Consider the following 16930-nt stretch of genomic DNA (forward strand, 5'->3'; position numbering starts at 1 on the left):
AACGCGCATCCGAGGGTGGGTCTCGATACGGAACGTGGGTCTCGGCGGAGACGAGGGGGTGAGGAGGGAGAGGGAGGGGGACGGGGGAGGGGGGATTTGGGGGGAGAGGCGGGGGTGGGGTAGAGTTGTCGGGAACCGAAGACCGCTGGTCATCGTGTGCGCGTGAGTGCACAGGATCGAAGCTCTGCATCGCAGGGGCCCGCGCAGGACACGAACTTTCCAAAGCTCCGTGCGCTTGCGCCGGAGCTTTTCTCTTTGCAGGTGGTCCAGGTCGGCGCCTCACCACCGTGCGGCGCCTCGTACACACCAAGGAGTGACCATGGCGCAGAAGGATGCATCGGTCGCCGAGCTCACGAAGTCATTCGAGAACTCGACTGCCGTTCTGCTGACCGAGTACCGCGGTCTGACGGTTGCCCAGCTCAAGGAGCTGCGCAACAGCATCCGTCAGGACGCTGAGTACGCCGTGGTGAAGAACACGCTGACCAAGATCGCCGCCAACAAGGCTGGCATCTCCGCGCTGGACGACGACCTCAAGGGTCCGTCGGCCGTCGCGTTCGTGCACGGTGACTTCGTCGCCACCGCCAAGGCTCTGCGTGACTTCGCCAAGGCCAACCCGCTTCTCGTGATCAAGTCCGGCATCTTCGAGGGCAACGCCCTCACCGCGGACGAGGTCAACAAGTACGCCGCGCTGGAGAGCCGTGAGGTTCTGCTGGCGAAGGCTGCGGGCATGATGAAGGCGACGATGGGCAAGGCTGCGGCCACCATCGATGCTCTTCGCGAAAAGCTGGAGACCGCAGAGGCCGCGTAAGCGACCGGCGATCTCGTCTACAAACCCCATCTATCTAGGAGATACATCATGGCGAAGCTTTCCACCGAGGAACTGCTCGAGCAGTTCGCCGGCCTGACCCTCATCGAGCTCAACGAGTTCGTGAAGGCGTTCGAGGAGAAGTTCGAGGTCACCGCTGCTGCTCCCGTCGCCGTCGCCGGTGCTGCGGGTGGCGCAGGCGCTGCTGAGGCTGAGGAAGAGAAGGACTCCTTCGACGTCATCCTCGAGGCCGCTGGCGACAAGAAGATCCAGGTCATCAAGACCGTCCGCGAGCTCACCTCGCTGGGTCTCGGCGAGGCCAAGGCTGTCGTCGACGGTGCCCCGAAGGCCGTCCTTGAGGGCGCCAACAAGGAGACCGCCGACAAGGCCAAGGCTGCTCTCGAAGAGGCAGGCGCAACGGTTACCCTCAAGTAATCGCGACGCTCACGCGTTTCTGATCGAAGGCCCCGGGTTCGCCCGGGGCCTTCGTGCGTGCCCGGGGCGTTCCCGATGTTCCAGGCGTCCCAGACTGCTCGCGCCGACGGCACCGAGGGCTGCCGGCAACGGCACCGCCGCCGGCATCCCGGAATGTTGCGAGCTCAGCGCGGGGGAGCAGTAGAGCTGCGAACCACGAGGGCGGATGCGGCGTCGACGCGCTCGAGCGGAGCGTCCGGGTCCTCCATCTGCTGCGTCAGCAGGCGCACGGCCTCATGGCCCTGGTCGCGCGGCGACTGGCCGATCGTGGTCAGCGCGAACATGTCCGCGTGTTCGTGATCGTCGACTCCGACGACGCTGAGCTCCGTCGGAACGGCGATCCCCAGACGTCTGGCCGCGATGATCGCGCCGATCGCGGCCTCGTCGCACACTCCGACGATCGCGGTCGGGCGTCGGCGTCTGTCGCCGAGCAGTCCGGCCGCAGCCGTATAGCCGCCGGGCATGGTCGGGGCCGCGCCGGCGATGCGGGCGTGCGCCGAGAGACCAGCGGCCCGCAGGGCGCCACGATAGCCGTCGAGTCGCTGTGCATCGCCGAAGCTCAGCTCCGCGGCATCCGTCGATCCGCCGACGAAGGCGATGTCGGTGTGCCCGAGCTCGATGAGATGCTCGGTGGCGATACGCGCGGCGGCGGTGTCGTCGATGGACACGGCGCTTGACCCCTCGCTGTAGGGCCCCACGCTGACGAGGGGGCGCCCCGCCTGCTGCAGTCGCTCGAGTTCACGGGCGCTCGGTTGGATGCCGACCGCGATGATGCCGTCGAAGCGGCGCCCGGGGAGGATGCTCTCGAACAGCCGCTCCCTGGTCTTCGAGCCCTCGGGCACGCCGTACAGCGACAGGTCGTAGTCCAGAGCGAAGAGCGACTCCTGCACTCCGGCGAGCAGTTCGGCGAAGAACCATCGGTCCACTGGGGGCATGACCACTCCCACGGTGCGGGTGCGCCCCGTCGCCAGGCTTGTCGCGGACGAATGGGCGACGTAGGAGAGTTCGCGCGCAGCGTCCGCGACGCGCTGCCTGGTCGCTGTCGACACGTACCCACGGCCGCTCAGGGCGCGGCTCGCGGTGGCCTTCGACACGCCAGCACGTGACGCGACGTCCGCGATCGTGCTCATCGGTCCTCCTCGACCTGATCACGCGGCTGCGTGGACCCGGCGCAGGGTGCGCGCCGCGTCACAGCGTAGCCGCCGGCACGCGAAAAAGGAACCGGTTCCAGGCGTTCGGCGAGGGAGCGCTCCCATGTGTGTGATGCGAGCACCGCGAATGGTTGCGAGCTTGTGACCCTAGCGTGTTGTGCGGTGATGCTGATCGCCAGTAGGTTGGCCTGGAATCGGTTCCCTAACGATGCCCCGGGGTGGCGTCGCACCAGTCGGGAACCTGTACTCGAAGAGGAGAATTCACATGACTCTGTCACAGCGTTCCCGGCGTTACGCGCCGCTCGCCCTGCTGGGGGTCGCGGGCATCGCGCTCGCCGGATGCGGGGCTCCCGGTGGAGCACCGAGCACCGGCGGAGGAGACGGAGGCGACGCCACCGTCACGATCTACGGCACGATCGTCGACGATGAGGCGAAGCTCCTCCAGGAGTCCTGGAAGGACTGGGCCGACGAGAACGGCATCACGATCAAGTACGAGGGCAGCCAGGACTTCGAGACGCAGCTCGGCACCCGCGCACAGGGCGGCAACCCGCCGGACATCGCGATCTTCCCGCAGCCGGGCCTGTTCGCCGACTTCGCCAACCGCGACTACCTGAAGCCCGCTCCGGAAGCGGTCGAGAAGAACGCCAACGAGTACTGGACCGAGGACTGGGTCAACTACGGCACGGTCGACGGCACCTTCTACGGCGCTCCGCTCATGGCCAACGTCAAGGGGTGGATCTGGTACTCGCCCGCGAAGTTCAAGGAATGGGGCGTCGAGGTTCCGACCACGCTCGATGAGATGAGCGCCCTCACCGACAAGATCCAGGCTGCGACGGGCACGCCCGCCTGGTGCGCCGGCTTCGAGTCGGGCACCGCGACCGGATGGCCGGGCACGGACTGGGTCGAGGACTACGTGCTGCGTCAGTCCGGTCCGGAGGTCTACGACCAGTGGGTCACCAACGAGGTCAAGTTCACCGACCCGCAGATCAAGCAGGCGTTCGACTCGGTCGGCGAGGTCCTGCTGAACCCGGCCAACGTCAACGCCGGCTTCGGTGACGTCCGCTCGATCAACTCCACCGCGTTCGGTGACGTCGCTCCCAAGCTCGCCGCCGGCGAGTGCGCGCTGACGCACCAGGCCTCGTTCCTCTCGGGCTTCTTCCCCGACGGCACGACGGTCGCGGAGGACGGCGACGTCTGGGCGTTCATGCTCCCGGGTGAGAGCGCCGACGACAAGGCCGTGACCGGTGCCGGTGAGATCGTCGGAGCGTTCACCGACTCCGAGGCCACCCAGAAGGTGCTCGAGTACCTCTCGAGCCCTGAGTGGGCGAACAGCCGCGTCAGCCTCGGCGGCGTGACCTCGGCCAACAACGGGCTCGACCCGGCGAACGCGAAGGATCCGATCCTGCAGGAGACCATCAAGATCCTTCAGGACCCGGACACCACCTTCCGCTTCGACGCGTCCGACCTGATGCCGGGTGCCGTCGGCGCCGGCACGTTCTGGAAGGGCATCGTGGCCTGGGTCAACGGCACGCCGACGGACGACGTCCTCACGCAGATCCAGACGGGCTGGCCCGCCAGCTGATAGACGAGGAGGGCTGCCCTCTGGGAGGCAGCCCTCCTCTTCTCTCGACGCCGCACGCCGATGCGCGGTCGTCGTTACGCTCCGCGTGATGAAGGGGAATCCGTGAACGCGACTATTTTCTTCCAGTGGATCGGCTCGCTCCCGCCGATCCTGCAGGCGGTCGCCGTCGTCATCGCTTTCGCGGTGGTCGTGGCGCTCATCCTGTTCCTCGTGGACATCGCTCCACGCAGGGGAGCGCTCTACACCGGCATCCGGCTGGCGATGTGCCTGCTCATCCCGTTCGCCGTGATGTGGTTCTTCAACTCCTACTACTGGGCGATGGGAGTGGCGGTCGCGGTCGGGGCGCTGTTCTTCTGGCTCGACTATCGATCACGCGACGGCGCCGGCTATCTGATCCAGCTCGTCGCCTTCATGGCACCAGCCATCCTGCTGCTGCTGGTCGGCCTGATCCTGCCGTCCATCCAGACGATGTACTCGTCGTTCCTGAACTCGTCGGGGAAGGACTTCGTCGGGTTCGCCAACTACCTGTGGATCTTCACGCAGTCCGATGGCATCACCTCGGTCGTCAACACGATCATCTGGGTGCTGCTCGTCCCGACCGTGTCGACCATCGTCGGTCTCGCCTACGCGGTGTTCATCGACCGCACCCGCGGCGAGAAGATCTACAAGGTCCTCGTGTTCATGCCCATGGCGATCTCCTTCGTCGGGGCTGGCATCATCTGGCGGTTCATGTACGAGTACCGCGGCCCCCAGTTCGAGCAGATCGGTCTGCTCAACCAGATCATGGTGTGGTTCGGCGGTGAGCCGCAGCAGTGGCTGCTGAACGAGCCGTGGAACACGCTGTTCCTGATCGTGGTGCTCATCTGGGTGCAGACCGGTTTCGCCATGGTGCTGCTGTCCGCGTCGATCAAGGGCGTGCCGCAGGAACTGCTCGAAGCGGCGGAGCTCGACGGTGCGAATGCCTGGGAGCGCTTCATCTCGGTGACGATCCCCTCCATCCGCCCCGCACTGATCGTGGTGCTGACGACGATCTCGATCGCCTCGCTGAAGGTGTTCGACATCGTCAGGACGATGACCGCCGGCAACTACGGCACCTCGGTGCTCGCGAACGAGATGTACACCCAGTTCTCGAAGTTCGAGGCCGGACGCAGTGCCGCGCTCTCCGTGATCCTGTTCATCCTGGTGCTGCCGATCGTCATCTACAACGCACGCCAGATCAAGAAGCAGCGGGAGATCCGATGACCGACACCGTGAAGTCCGAAACCGCTGTCAGCACCCGCGCCATCACGACCGGAGGCGGCATCGAAGGCTCCGCGGGACGCGCTCGCAAGAAGCTGTCGCGCCCCTGGGCGTCCGTCGCCTCCATCGTGATCGCGGTGCTCTGGACGATCCCGACGCTCGGGCTGTTCATCTCCTCGTTCCGGCCGCGCGATCAGATCCAGTCGAGCGGATGGTGGACGTTCTTCGCCGATCCGCAGGTGACGATCGAGAACTATGTCGACGTGCTGCAGTCCGGCACGACGCAGCTCACGATCCTCGAGTCGTTCGTCAACTCGATCGCGATCACGATCCCGGCCACGCTCGTACCGCTGATGATCGCCTCGATGGCGGCCTACGCCTTCGCGTGGATCGACTTCAAGGGCCGCAACGCGCTGTTCATCTTCGTGTTCGCCCTGCAGATCGTGCCGATCCAGATGGCCCTGGTGCCGCTGCTGAGTTCGTTCTCGCGAGGGATCAATCTCTTCGGCCTCCAGGTGACGCAGCCGCTCGGCGCGTCGGACGGCTACGCGCAGGTGTGGATCGCGCACACCATGTTCGCGCTGCCGCTGGCGATCTACCTGCTGCACAACTTCATGTCGGAGATCCCGGGGGAGATCATCGAGGCGGCCCGCGTCGACGGTGCGTCCCGCGGCCAGATCTTCTTCCGCGTGGTGCTGCCGCTGACGATGCCGGCGATCGCATCCGTCGCGATCTTCCAGTTCCTGTGGGTCTGGAACGACCTGCTCGTCGGACTGGTGTTCGCCGATGGAGCTGCCGCGCCGATCACGAAGCTGCTGGCCGAGATCACCGGAACCAGAGGAAACGACTGGTATCTGCTCACGGCGGGCGCCTTCGTGTCGATCATCGTGCCGCTGATCGTGTTCTTCGCTCTGCAGCGCTACTTCGTCCGCGGCCTGCTGGCCGGATCGACGAAGGGCTGACCTTCGAGAGACACCGGGGGCCTTTCGAGAGGACGGATGCCGCGGTCGGGTGCAACACAGCCCCGGTCGCGGCATCCGCGCGTCTACCCTGAAGTCATGAAGTACGCAGACTCGATCGTCGACCTCGTCGGCGACACGCCCCTCGTGAAGCTGAATCACGTCACCGAGGGTGTGGCGTGCACAGTGCTCGTGAAGCTGGAGTATCTGAACCCCGGCGGGTCGTCGAAGGATCGCATCGCCGCGCGGATCATCGATGCCGCGGAGGCGTCGGGCGACCTGAAGCCCGGGGGCACGATCGTCGAAGCGACCAGCGGCAACACCGGAGTGGGGTTGGCGCTCGTCGCTCAGCAGCGCGGCTACAGCTGCGTCTTCGTGCTGCCGGACAAGGTCGGCGAGGACAAGATCGACGTGTTGCGGGCCTACGGCGCCGAGATCGTCGTGACGCCGACCTCGGTGGCCCCCGACAGTCCCGAGTCGTACTACAGCGTGAGCGACCGGCTCGCGCGTGAGATCCCCGGTGCCTTCAAGCCCAACCAGTACGAGAACCCGAACGGCCCGCGTAGCCACTACGAGACGACGGGGCCGGAGATCTGGCGCGACACCGACGGCGAGGTCACGCACTTCGTCGCCGGCGTCGGTACCGGTGGCACGATCACGGGCACGGGTCGCTACCTGCGTGAAGTCTCTGACGGACGGGTGCGCATCGTCGGAGTCGACCCCGAGGGGAGCGTCTACAGCGGCGGGACCGGTCGTCCGTACTTGGTGGAGGGCGTGGGCGAGGACATCTGGCCCGGTGCCTACGATCCGACCGTGCCGCACGAGATCGTCGCGGTCGGAGACGCAGAGGCCTTCGCCATGACGCGGCGGCTTGCCCGCGAGGAGGGCATCCTCGTCGGCGGATCGAGCGGCATGGCCGTGGTCGGTGCGCTGCGCGTCGCGCGGGATCTGCCCGCGGATGCCGTGATGGTGGTGCTGCTCCCCGACGGCGGGCGCGGCTACCTGGGCAAGATCTTCAACGACGGATGGATGCGCTCCTACGGCTTCAGCGAGCTGGAGGAGGGAGAGACCGTCGCCGACGTGCTCGCCGCTCGTCCGTCGCGACAGGGCGCGGGCATCCCCGACCTGGTTCACGCCCATCCCACCGACACCGTGCTCGAGGCCATCGGGATGATGACCGAGTACGACGTCTCGCAGCTGGTCGTGCTGAGCGCCGAGCCGCCCGTGATGATGGGCGAGGTGGTCGGCACCGTCGACGAGAAGGGGCTGCTCGACCTGCTGTTCCGTGGTGAGGCGAACGCGACGGACGCCGTGGGGGCGCACGTGGGGGAGAGGCTGCCGCTCGTCGGCATCCACGCTCCCGTCGCTCAGGCCAAGGCAGCGCTCGCCGATGCCGACGCGCTGCTGGTGACCGAAGACGGCAAGCCGCACACGGTGCTGACGCGTCAGGATCTGCTCGCCTATCTGTCGCGCTGAGGATGTCGGGATATCGGCCGACCCGGGGCATAACCGGACGGCCGTCCGTGCGAGCGCGGACGTAGGCTGAGGAGCATGTCCGATCACGCCTTCGCCACCCGAGCCATCCACGCAGGACAAGCGCCAGACCCCGTCACGGGCGCGATCATCCCGCCGATCTATCAGTCCTCCACGCACGTGCAGGACAGCGTCGGGGGCCTGCGCTCAGGGTACGAGTACAACCGTGCGGGGAACCCCACACGTTCTTCGCTCGAGACGCAGCTCGCGGCTCTCGAGGGAGGTGCGAGCGCGCTGTCCTTCGCCTCGGGGCTCGCGGCGGAGGACGCGCTGCTGCGCGGGATCCTGAAGCCGGGAGACCACGTCCTGCTCGGCAACGACGTCTACGGCGGAACGTACCGGCTCCTCACCCGGGTGCTGGCGCCCTGGGGTATCGAGACGACGACGGTCGAGCTCGCAGACATCGACGCGCTCCGAGCCGCCATCCGCCCCGAGACGAAGATCGTCTGGCTGGAGACGCCGAGCAACCCGCTCCTGAAGATCGTCGACATCGCGCAGATCGCCGAGATCGCGCATGCGGCGGGTCTCACGGTCGTCGTCGACAACACCTTCGCCTCGCCGGCGCTGCAGCAGCCGCTCGCGCTCGGCGCCGACCTGGTGGTGCACTCCACGACCAAGTACCTCGGCGGCCACTCGGACGTGCTCGGCGGTGCGGTCGTGTTCGCGGACGATCGGTTCTTCGAGCAGGTGAAGTTCCAGCAGTTCGCGGTCGGCGCGGTCTCCGCACCGCTGGATGCCTGGCTGACGACCCGCGGCATCAAGACGCTCGCGCTGCGGATGCGCCAGCACTCCGAGAACGCTCAGGCCATCGCCGAGTGGGCGCAGGCCCGCCCGGAGTTCGCCCAGGTGTACTTCCCCGGTCTCGCCTCTCACCCCGGCCACGACATCGCGGCGAAGCAGATGAGCGCCTTCGGCGGGATGCTGTCGTTCGGTCTCGCGGCCGGCGCCGACGCGGCGCGCGCCTTCGTCGAGAGCACCTCGGTGTTCCAGCTCGCAGAGTCGCTCGGCGGTGTCGAGTCGCTCATCGGATACCCGCCGGACATGACGCACGCGTCCGTACGAGGTACCGAGCTCGCCGTCCCGGAGAACATCGTGCGGCTCTCGGTGGGCATCGAAGACGTGGGCGACCTGATCGCCGACCTCGAGCAGGGACTCGACCGCATCTCGCGCTGATCGAGGCGCCTTCTGAGACGCACCTCCGCGGATCCGCGGGGGTGCGTTCTCCGTTCTCGTCCGTGTGGAAGCGGTCCGGGCGGCGGTAACATGGGGGCTTCCCCTGGTCGAATCGATTCGACCATTGCATCCCCTGAACTCTGGAAGGACGTCGTGTCCGACGCTCCCCGCACTGATTCCCTCCCCGTCGTGAAGGCGGAGGATTCCGCCGATGACGCACCGAAGATCTCGCCGCCGGAACGCACCGCGACGGGAAGCATCCGCATCCCGACCGCGACCGGCGCCATCCGCACCCTCGGCGCGAACCCCGCGACCGCGCCGATCATGCTGCACCCGGGCGATGCCATCTCCCTCGGCCGTCGCACGCTGTACATCATCCTGCTCGGCGCGCTCACGGCCCTCGGCCCGTTCACGATCGACCTCTACCTTCCCGCCTTCCCGGTTCTGGAGCAGGACTTCCAGACCACGGCAGCCGCCATCCAGCTGACCCTGACCGGAACGATGATCGGCTTCGCGCTCGGTCAACTGGTGGTCGGTCCGCTCAGCGACAAGGTCGGGCGCCGTGTGCCGCTCATCGCGGTGACCGCTCTGCACGTGCTGGCCAGTGTGGGCGCAGCCTTCGCCCCGGATCTCGCGCTGCTCAGCGTGGCACGCGTGCTCATGGGTATCGGCGCTGCGGCCGGAGGAGTCGTGGCCATGGCGATCGTGCGCGACCTCTTCGGCGGGCGTCGACTCGTCGTCATGCTCTCGCGCCTCGCCCTGGTCTCCGGTGTGGCTCCGGTCATCGCGCCGCTCATCGGCTCCTGGCTCCTCACGCTCATGCCGTGGCGCGGCATCTTCGGGGTGCTCGCGGCCTACGGCATCGTGATGCTGCTGTCGACGATCCTGTTCATCCCGGAGACCCTTCCCGTCGCGCGGCGTCAGGACCGTGGCGGTGCCACCATGCTGCAGCGGTACCGTTCGGTGCTGTCCGATCGGGTGTTCCTGGGCGTGCTCGTGATCGGCGGAATGACGTTCTCCGGTCTGTTCTCGTACCTGTCGGCATCGCCCTTCCTGTTCCAGGTGACGCACGGGCTCGACGCGCAGCAGTACGGTCTGCTGTTCGCGGTGAACTCGCTCGGCGTCGTCGTCGGAGTCCAGACCGCGTCACGTCTGGCCGCGCGCTTCGGGCCGCAGTGGGTCATGGCCTACTCCACCGCCGTGCTGCTCATCGCCGGAACGGCCATCATCGTCACCGACCAGCTCGGTCTCGGGCTGTGGGGTACGGTCATCCCGCTGTTCGTCTTCATGACGGCCTGCGGATTCACGTTCCCCAACGTGCAGGTCCTCGCGCTCGACCGTCATGGGAAGGCCGCAGGGACCGCCGCATCGATCATCGGTGCGACCAACTTCGGTGTCGCCGGGCTCATCTCGCCGGTCGTGGGCTGGCTCTCGCATGACGCGGGTATCACCGCGACCACCATGGCCTCCGTCATGGTCGGCTGCGCCGCGATCGGCATCCTGTCGCTCTGGTTCGTGGTACGCCCGCGCACGGTCGGGATGCTCGCTCCCTGAGCGTTCAGGCATCGTCCGACAGAATGGGACGATGAACAGGCGGATGCTGCTGTGGTGGGGAGTGGGCCTCCTCGCGCTCGCGACGATTCTCGGCGCCGTGGTGGTGTTCGCCTACCCGCAGACGCCGGGCTTCGACAACTGGTGGAACGACACCGTCGCGGGAGCGAGGGCCGACTGGATGGTCGACTTCGCCCTCGTCCTGAACTGGGTCGGCGGGGGATGGGTCGCGATCTTCGGGGTGCCCTTGCTGGTGATCTTGGCGCTCGTGCTGGCGCGTCGGTGGCGCAGTGCGCTGTTCGCCGCGCTGTGTTTCGCCGCGAGCGCCGCCGGTGTGCAGGTGCTCAAGCAGCTGTTCGGCCGCGCTCGGCCGGACGACATGCTGGTGGTGAGCGACTACGGTTCCTTCCCCTCAGGGCATACCGCGAACGCCGCGACCATCGCCGTCGTGCTCTGGGTGCTGTTCCCGCGGGTCTGGGTGGCGATCGTCGGTGCGGCGTGGATCCTCGCAATGGCGCTCTCGCGCACCTTCCTGTCGGTGCACTGGGCCAGCGACACCCTCGGCGGCGCTCTGGTCGGTGCCGGCGTCGTGCTGGTGCTCGCCGCCTGGCTGCTTCCGTGGGTGCAGCAGAACGGGAAGCCGGCGGTCGAGGCGCCGATAGGCTGAGAGGCCCCGTTCCCTCCAGAGGAGTCGTCTTGTCTCGCATCCGTCCGTACCGCCCCACCGATCGTGCCGCGCTGTACGAGATCTGCGTGAAGACGGCCGATGCCGGAGCGGATGCCACCGGCGTCCTCTCCGACGACTCGCTGTGGGGCGACCTGTTCGCCGTGCCCTACGCCGAGCGTCATCCGGACCTCGCGTGGGTGGTCGAGAGCGACGACGAGCGGACGATCGGCTACATCGTGGCGACCGACGACACCGACGACTTCTACACGTGGTTCCGAGAGGAGTGGTGGCCCGCCCTCGAGGCCCGCTACCCGCGACCGGCCGAGATCGTCACCCGCGAGGACAGGATGATCGACTACGGCTACAGCCGCGCGGCCGGCATCGAGCCGAACGTCGTCGACCACCCCGCCCACCTGCACATCGATCTGCTTCCGGAGACCCAGGGGCAGGGACTCGGGCGCCTACTCATCGAGACGCTGTTCGCCGAGCTGACCCGACGCGGAGTGCGCGGCCTGCACCTCGGCATCGACCCGGACAACACGGGCGCAGCCGCCTTCTACGAGCGCCTCGGCATGACGCGACTGCCGGCGGAACCGGGCGGACAGATCTACGGCGTGCGCTTCGACGACTGAGCGGAGGACCGCGCCCGACACGAACGAGAAAAGCCCCCGCTGGCGCGGAGGCTTTTCTCGTTTTCGGCGGTGACGGCGGGACTCCGGTGCTCGCTGCGCTCGCGCCTCCCCGAATCCCCAGCGCTCGATGAATACGAGAAAAGCCCCCGCTGGCGCGGAGGCTTTTCTCGTTTTCGGCGGTGACGGCGGGATTCGAACCCGCGGTTGCTTGCACAACACACGCTTTCCAAGCGTGCTCCTTCGGCCGCTCGGACACGTCACCAAGGAACAACCTGTCCATCCTATCCGATGCGGGGAGGGCTGCGTGACAGGGCGGGAGTCCGCGCGCGAACGTCCATCGATGTGAAATATTGCACGTCACCCGTCACGTGTATAGCCTCATGTGAGGACGTATCGTCTTCGATCGCGATACGACGTTTCTCTGGGGGAAGCATGCAGGCGAGTTCGACGATGACGAGACGCAGCCACCGCACCGTGACGGCTTTCGAGCAATACGTGAGCGGACGGCGTGCTCTCGGCGATGGGGCGGTGTTCTTCCTCGAGACGGCGACGCATCTGGCCGATGTGCTCCGGGAGGCGGGGCGGAACGACGTCGTGTTCACGCCGTCGCGTTCGACCTCCTTCGCGCAGGAGAACGTCATGGAGTACGGCGGTCGTTTCCGCGAGCCGGGTGACCGACTGGTGCTCGACGCTCATCACGTCGTCGAGCTGCAGGAGTACGTCGCCGCGCCGTTCCTCTCGATCGTCTCGCCCACCGTCATCCGTCAGGGAAGCGCCGAAGGGCTTGCTGCCTTCCTCAGCGATGCCGACACGGCCAGAGACGACGGGATCTTCGTCGGCCAGCTGCTGAGCCCCATGGCGACTCTGGAATCCCGCGCGTCGTTCCTCGCCAGCGCTGCGTGCGGTGGCGGCCTCGTCCGCGTGCACGTGACGGCGGACGGAGAGTATCGCGACGGCCCGGACGGAGCGCTACTCGGCCAGGTGGGCGACGCGAGAGCGGAAGTGCGGGTCGCCGCCGACGGAGTCGGCGGACGCGGAAGGCCGTTCGCCCGCATCATGGATCCTCGCGTGCTCGATGCCGACCTCGACGACCGTCCGTGGTTCGGGCGCTACCTGGCAGCGCTCGATGCGCTGCGGGATTGGCGCGGGAGCCGTGGCCGTCCGACCATCTCCGGCTTCGGGGGACACCTCATCAGAGCCTTGGACGAGAGTGCGGCGTTTCCCGTCGTCGTGTCGGCCGACGCTCCTCTGCTCATGACGGACGACGGAGAGGAGTATGTCCTGGTCGATCCGCATCGCCGCATACATCTCCGACTCGGAATCGATGCTGCGCGGGCAACCGAATGCCTGCTGGCCACCGGAGACGAGTCATCGGCGACAGGGTTGCTGGCCTTCGAACTCGGCGTGCGGCCGACGGGCATCGCGCCGCTGATGCACAGACTCGGCGACCAGCTGCGCGATGCGGGGATCGATCTCGGCGCGAGTCGGCGGGCCGCCTCCTGATGCCCGGGCAGAACGCGACGGATCCGCACCTCCTCGGAGCGCGAGCATTCCGGGAGTGGATCACCGGAGAGCGGGAGCATCACTCACGGATCTTCTTCGTGGAGCGCGGTGCTGAGACGGATGCCGTCCGCCACGTGGCGGGGAGCGACGACCTGGTCCTGCTGCCCGAGGGCACCCCGTCGTGGGAGGGCGTCGCCGGCGTCGGCAGGTACGACGGCGCCGTGAGTGAGCCCGGGGACGAGGTGTTCTTCGGTGAGCGCGGCGTCGAGCTCCAGGACTACGTCGCCGCGGCGTTCATCCAGATCATCGGGCCCACGGCGGTCCGGTTCTTCGATGCCTCCAGCTGGCAGGCCTTCATCGACGACGCGGAACTCGCTCGGGACACGGGGGTGTTCCCGACGGCGTTGATCGATCCGCGCGTGCTCTTGGCCGATCGGCACACGCTATCGGTGCCCGACGGTTCCGATGTCCCGAGCGCGTTGCACATCGGTGACGACGGAGCCGTCAGAGCCGGCGTGCAGGGCGAGGTGCTCGGAGAGGTCGGCGACCTGCCTGCGATCCTCGCCACCCCGTTGCCGCGCGCGGCCTCCCTGTCCGGCATCGCGCCGAGGGAGCGGATCGCCGGCGACCTCGGAGCTCACGAGTGGATCGGGCGCTACCTCCGGGCCACCGACCTCATCAAGATGCTCGGGCTCGGGAACGGGACGGCGCGGATCTCGGGCTTCGGCTGGCTGCTCGTCGACGACGACCTCGCCGACGCCGAGCCCCGCTCATCGGACCCCTTCCTCCTCGACACCCCGGAAGGCTTCGTGCTCGCGGACACGACGACTCTGCGTCGTCAGCTGCTCTCACCGCAGACGGCCCGCGTCGTGGCCCTCGTCCAGACCTCGAGCACACCCGACCGCGCGACGGAACGCGTGGCCCGCGCGCTCGGCATTCCGGACGACCACGCCAGAGCGCTGTGCCGCGAGGCGGTTATCGCGCTGGGGATCCACGGCGGCAGACCTCTCTCCGGACGGCTTACAGAGGAGGCGCCACGATGACCGCACCGCACGCCCTGTGGACGTCGATGCTCCCCGCGGACACGACCTTCGCGCCGGATCGCGTCGCCGTCGGCGCCACCGGACACCGGATCGCGTTCGCCGACGGCTCCACGCGCCTGTGCGCCACGAGCGGCCTCTGGAACGTGCCGCTCGGTTTCGGGAACCCGGCCATCGGCGAGGCCGTCGCCAGGGTCACGCATGACGCGTCGTACCTGTCGCTGTTCCGGGCGCCGCATCGCTACGCCGAAGACGCGGCGGATGCCCTCATCGAGCTCGCCGGTCCTGGCCGGTACGACCGGGTCATCTTCTCCACCTCGGGTGGTGCGGCGAACGACGCGGCCATGAAGCTCGCACGGCAGTACTGGGCGCAGACCGGCTCGGCGGCTCGGTCGCTGGTCGTGGGGTTGAAGGGCAGCTATCACGGCACCATGTACGGCAGCCACGTCCTCAGCGGGGACGACCTGCTGCAGTCCGTCTACGGCGTCGACCGTCGCGCGGTCCGCCACGTCTCCCACGCCGACGACGGCGAGGAGCTGGCCGCGCTGTTGCAGCGGGAAGGCACCAGAGTGGCCTCGGTCGTCGTGGAGCCCGTGCTCGGCAGCGGCGCATATGCGCTGTCCCGTGCGTTCGTCGAGCGCCTTCTCGCGCTGCGCGAACAGTACGGATTCCTGATCGTCGCGGACGAGGTCGCGACGGGATTCGGGCGCACCGGGATCATGTTCGCCACCGACAGGTGGGCCGCGCCGCCCGACGTGCTCATCCTCTCGAAAGCGCTGACGAACGGCGTGATGGGCGCCGCCGCCCTCCTGATCGGTCCGCGTATCGCCACGGCATTCATCCGAGGCGGGTGGACGTTCGTCCACGGTGAGACGCAGGCCGGAACCCCGGCGTGTGCCGCGGCCATCGTCGCGGTGATCGAGGAACTGCGGCGCATCGACGTGGAGACCGTCACCCAGGCGCTCGCGACCGAGGTGCAGGACCTGGCCGCGCGGCTGAAAGCGGACGGCGTGGTGACCGAGATCACCGGGAGCGGATGCTTCGTCGGTCTGGGTCTGCGACACCCCGACGAGACGGGGCTGTCCGGCCCGGAGGTGCTGGAGGTCGTCTCGGCCATCGCCCGCTGCGGTGTGCTGGTGCAGCCGGGCCCGAGCTCCATCGAGCTGATACCCGCGTACGGATTCGACGCGGCGGAGCTCCGCGAGACCGAGACCGCGGTGCGAGCGGGGCTCGCCCACACGCGGGGTGCAGCGGCATGATCACGGACTTCTCGGCGCGTGTGCCCACGCTGTGGTACGGAGACGGGAGCGCATCGCGCACGATCACGCGCCTCACCGCCGGACACGACACCCTCGTGATCGCGGACACGGCCGTCCCGTCGTCGCACCTGGCCGGATGCGCGGCACGGCGGATCGACGTCGACGCGCAACGGGCGGACGTGACGACCGTGCGGGAGATCGCGCGGCAGATCATCCGCCGTCCGCCGCGGAGGGTCGTGGCCGTCGGGGGCGGGAGCATTCTCGATGCGAGCAAGATCGCCGCGCTCGTGCTCGTGTCTCGACGGATGTTCGATTACGCCATCGGCCACGCGTCGCGATCGGCCCTCACCGTACTGCCCGATGCGGCGCCGGCTGTCGACCTCCTGGCCGTGCCGACCACGCTCGGCACCTCGTCGGAGACGAACTGCGTGGCCGTTCTCGAGAACGACCAGGGCTACCGTCTCATCGTCGGCCGTGCTCTGCGACCGCGGCATGCCGTGCTCGATCCGCGCCAGCTGAGCTCCCTCCCCTCCGCGGCGGTGACCGAGGGGGCGCTGGAGGCGTTCCTCCGTGTCGCCGGTGCCTCGACGAGTCCTCGGCGAACGGACAGAGCGCGCAGAGACGCCAGCGTCCTCGGCAGGGCCCTCCTCGCGGCGGCGTCGCACGACACCGTCTCGACTGCGGGACGATCGCGTCTGGCACGTCTCAGCGCCGCCACGCAGCGCACATCGGCGCTGCGTGGCGGCGATCCCTTCAGCGCGCGGCACTGGTACCTCGCGAACGAGGTGGCGTTCCGACTGGGCGTTCGCAAGATGGTCGCCACGGCGGCGGTCTGCGGCGCCGTCTGGCGCCGCATCGGCGCCGGGGACTCACGATGGGGCGATGCGCGCAGCCTGGAGCGCTTCTGGACCGAGGTCGCCGGCGTGATCGACCTGCCCGTCGATCCCGCCACCGGCATCGAGGCACTCGTCGAGCGATGGCGGATCCCGCTTCCGTCACGCCCCGCGGCCCATGAGATGCGCCACATCGCACTCACCACGGAGCGCGCATGGGGAAACCGTCAGCCGATGCTGCCCGGCCTGGTCGAAGGCGACTTCCACGACGTGCTCCGCGAATCCCGCTGGAGCAGCCACGCGGTCGGTGCAGGTGACCGACCGTCGATGTTCGAGCCGAAGGAGGTGAAGTGAATGAAGGAGAACACGCAGAAGACGATCCAGTTCCAGGAGCTGGACGCGATGGAGGCGCCGAGCTGGGACAGCTTCTATCAGGGCGTGATCGGTGCTCTGGTCCTCATCGGGATCGGCGCGGCCGCTGCCACCTGACGCGATCCCGACGAGGTGGTCGACATCGGAAAGGAGGAAA

General features: G+C 68.0%; 16 protein-coding genes and 1 tRNA gene. 15 read left to right on the forward strand and 2 right to left on the reverse strand.

Going from position 1 to position 16930, the window contains the following annotated elements; translation table 11 throughout:
* The first annotated feature begins 319 nt into the window (after positions 1–319).
* Both rplJ and rplL read left to right on the forward strand, forming a co-directional pair.
* Positions 320–808 (forward strand): 50S ribosomal protein L10, encoded by a 489-nt coding sequence (gene rplJ, locus MOX01_RS05765; RefSeq protein WP_017829129.1) that lies wholly within the window; start codon positions 320–322, stop codon positions 806–808.
* A gap of 48 nt (positions 809–856) precedes the next feature.
* The gene (gene rplL / locus MOX01_RS05770; protein ID WP_046747880.1) at positions 857–1240 is read left to right on the forward strand and encodes a 50S ribosomal protein L7/L12; all 384 of its coding nucleotides are present in this window, start codon (positions 857–859) and stop codon (positions 1238–1240) included.
* 164 nt (positions 1241–1404) lie between these two features.
* Here the strand turns inward: rplL and MOX01_RS05775 are convergent, their stop codons facing one another.
* Positions 1405–2409 carry a LacI family DNA-binding transcriptional regulator gene (locus MOX01_RS05775; RefSeq protein ID WP_046747881.1) on the reverse strand — a complete coding sequence of 335 codons (1005 nt, stop codon included), beginning with the start codon at positions 2407–2409 and terminating at the stop codon, positions 1405–1407.
* Between the two features lie 286 nt (positions 2410–2695).
* Here MOX01_RS05775 and MOX01_RS05780 point away from each other — a divergent pair, with 286 nt between their 5' ends.
* The 8 genes from MOX01_RS05780 (at position 2696) to MOX01_RS05815 (ending at position 11766) form a co-directional block, all read left to right on the forward strand.
* Positions 2696–4012, forward strand: coding sequence for an ABC transporter substrate-binding protein (locus tag MOX01_RS05780; RefSeq protein WP_046747882.1), 1317 nt, complete (start codon positions 2696–2698; stop codon positions 4010–4012).
* 102 nt (positions 4013–4114) lie between these two features.
* Entirely contained in the window at positions 4115–5254 is a 1140-nt protein-coding gene (locus tag MOX01_RS05785; RefSeq protein ID WP_197073161.1) for a carbohydrate ABC transporter permease, read from the forward strand.
* Positions 5251–6213 carry a carbohydrate ABC transporter permease gene (locus MOX01_RS05790; protein WP_046747883.1) on the forward strand — a complete coding sequence of 321 codons (963 nt, stop codon included), beginning with the start codon at positions 5251–5253 and terminating at the stop codon, positions 6211–6213. The genes MOX01_RS05785 and MOX01_RS05790 overlap by 4 nt, the downstream gene beginning before the upstream one ends.
* Before the next feature lie 96 nt (positions 6214–6309).
* On the forward strand, positions 6310–7686 hold the full coding sequence (locus tag MOX01_RS05795; RefSeq protein ID WP_141368855.1) for a cystathionine beta-synthase: 1377 nt from the start codon (positions 6310–6312) through the stop codon (positions 7684–7686).
* A 75-nt stretch (positions 7687–7761) separates the two neighbouring features.
* A complete protein-coding gene (locus MOX01_RS05800; protein WP_127012555.1) occupies positions 7762–8916 on the forward strand; it encodes a cystathionine gamma-synthase in 1155 nt (384 codons plus the stop codon).
* Between the two features lie 153 nt (positions 8917–9069).
* Positions 9070–10470: a multidrug effflux MFS transporter gene (locus MOX01_RS05805; RefSeq protein WP_171011033.1), complete on the forward strand. Its 1401-nt coding sequence runs from the start codon at positions 9070–9072 to the stop codon at positions 10468–10470.
* Between the two features lie 31 nt (positions 10471–10501).
* Entirely contained in the window at positions 10502–11134 is a 633-nt protein-coding gene (locus MOX01_RS05810; protein ID WP_230977811.1) for a phosphatase PAP2 family protein, read from the forward strand.
* Positions 11135–11163: 29 nt separating this feature from the next.
* Positions 11164–11766: a GNAT family N-acetyltransferase gene (locus tag MOX01_RS05815; protein WP_058632115.1), complete on the forward strand. Its 603-nt coding sequence runs from the start codon at positions 11164–11166 to the stop codon at positions 11764–11766.
* Between the two features lie 177 nt (positions 11767–11943).
* On the opposite strand, the gene MOX01_RS05820 is transcribed toward MOX01_RS05815, so the two are convergent.
* Positions 11944–12028: transfer RNA gene (locus tag MOX01_RS05820), tRNA-Ser, on the reverse strand.
* 188 nt (positions 12029–12216) lie between these two features.
* Here MOX01_RS05820 and mpaB (MOX01_RS05825) point away from each other — a divergent pair.
* From mpaB (MOX01_RS05825) to mpaA1, 5 genes are read left to right on the forward strand one after another with little or no spacing between them, the layout of a single operon-like run.
* Positions 12217–13269, forward strand: coding sequence for a daptide biosynthesis RiPP recognition protein (gene mpaB, locus MOX01_RS05825; protein WP_230977812.1), 1053 nt, complete (start codon positions 12217–12219; stop codon positions 13267–13269).
* Positions 13269–14312 carry a daptide biosynthesis RiPP recognition protein gene (gene mpaB, locus MOX01_RS05830; RefSeq protein WP_061016475.1) on the forward strand — a complete coding sequence of 348 codons (1044 nt, stop codon included), beginning with the start codon at positions 13269–13271 and terminating at the stop codon, positions 14310–14312. Before mpaB (MOX01_RS05825) ends, mpaB (MOX01_RS05830) begins: the two co-directional genes overlap by 1 nt.
* On the forward strand, positions 14309–15568 hold the full coding sequence (gene mpaD / locus MOX01_RS05835; RefSeq protein WP_141368857.1) for a daptide-type RiPP biosynthesis aminotransferase: 1260 nt from the start codon (positions 14309–14311) through the stop codon (positions 15566–15568). The genes mpaB (MOX01_RS05830) and mpaD overlap by 4 nt, the downstream gene beginning before the upstream one ends.
* Positions 15565–16755 carry a daptide-type RiPP biosynthesis dehydogenase gene (mpaC, locus tag MOX01_RS05840; RefSeq protein ID WP_061016479.1) on the forward strand — a complete coding sequence of 397 codons (1191 nt, stop codon included), beginning with the start codon at positions 15565–15567 and terminating at the stop codon, positions 16753–16755. Before mpaD ends, mpaC begins: the two co-directional genes overlap by 4 nt.
* On the forward strand, positions 16756–16890 hold the full coding sequence (mpaA1, locus tag MOX01_RS19485; RefSeq protein WP_257021926.1) for an MpaA1 family daptide-type RiPP: 135 nt from the start codon (positions 16756–16758) through the stop codon (positions 16888–16890). It abuts the gene before it with no gap.
* The last annotated feature ends 40 nt before the right edge of the window (positions 16891–16930 follow it).

The organism is Microbacterium oxydans (assembly GCF_006540085.1).
Taxonomy (GTDB): Bacteria; Actinomycetota; Actinomycetes; order Actinomycetales; family Microbacteriaceae; genus Microbacterium; species Microbacterium oxydans.

Coding starts and splice junctions, on each gene's coding strand:
- MOX01_RS05810 (WP_230977811.1), top strand. CDS start 10,502: ATGAACAGGCGGATGCTGCTGTGGTGGGGAGTGGGCCTCCTCGCGCTC.
- MOX01_RS05795 (WP_141368855.1), top strand. CDS start 6,310: ATGAAGTACGCAGACTCGATCGTCGACCTCGTCGGCGACACGCCCCTC.
- mpaB (WP_230977812.1), top strand. CDS start 12,217: ATGACGAGACGCAGCCACCGCACCGTGACGGCTTTCGAGCAATACGTG.
- MOX01_RS05775 (WP_046747881.1), bottom strand. CDS start 2,409: ATGAGCACGATCGCGGACGTCGCGTCACGTGCTGGCGTGTCGAAGGCC.
- rplJ (WP_017829129.1), top strand. CDS start 320: ATGGCGCAGAAGGATGCATCGGTCGCCGAGCTCACGAAGTCATTCGAG.
- MOX01_RS05800 (WP_127012555.1), top strand. CDS start 7,762: ATGTCCGATCACGCCTTCGCCACCCGAGCCATCCACGCAGGACAAGCG.
- mpaB (WP_061016475.1), top strand. CDS start 13,269: ATGCCCGGGCAGAACGCGACGGATCCGCACCTCCTCGGAGCGCGAGCA.
- mpaA1 (WP_257021926.1), top strand. CDS start 16,756: ATGAAGGAGAACACGCAGAAGACGATCCAGTTCCAGGAGCTGGACGCG.
- MOX01_RS05780 (WP_046747882.1), top strand. CDS start 2,696: ATGACTCTGTCACAGCGTTCCCGGCGTTACGCGCCGCTCGCCCTGCTG.
- mpaD (WP_141368857.1), top strand. CDS start 14,309: ATGACCGCACCGCACGCCCTGTGGACGTCGATGCTCCCCGCGGACACG.
- rplL (WP_046747880.1), top strand. CDS start 857: ATGGCGAAGCTTTCCACCGAGGAACTGCTCGAGCAGTTCGCCGGCCTG.
- MOX01_RS05790 (WP_046747883.1), top strand. CDS start 5,251: ATGACCGACACCGTGAAGTCCGAAACCGCTGTCAGCACCCGCGCCATC.
- mpaC (WP_061016479.1), top strand. CDS start 15,565: ATGATCACGGACTTCTCGGCGCGTGTGCCCACGCTGTGGTACGGAGAC.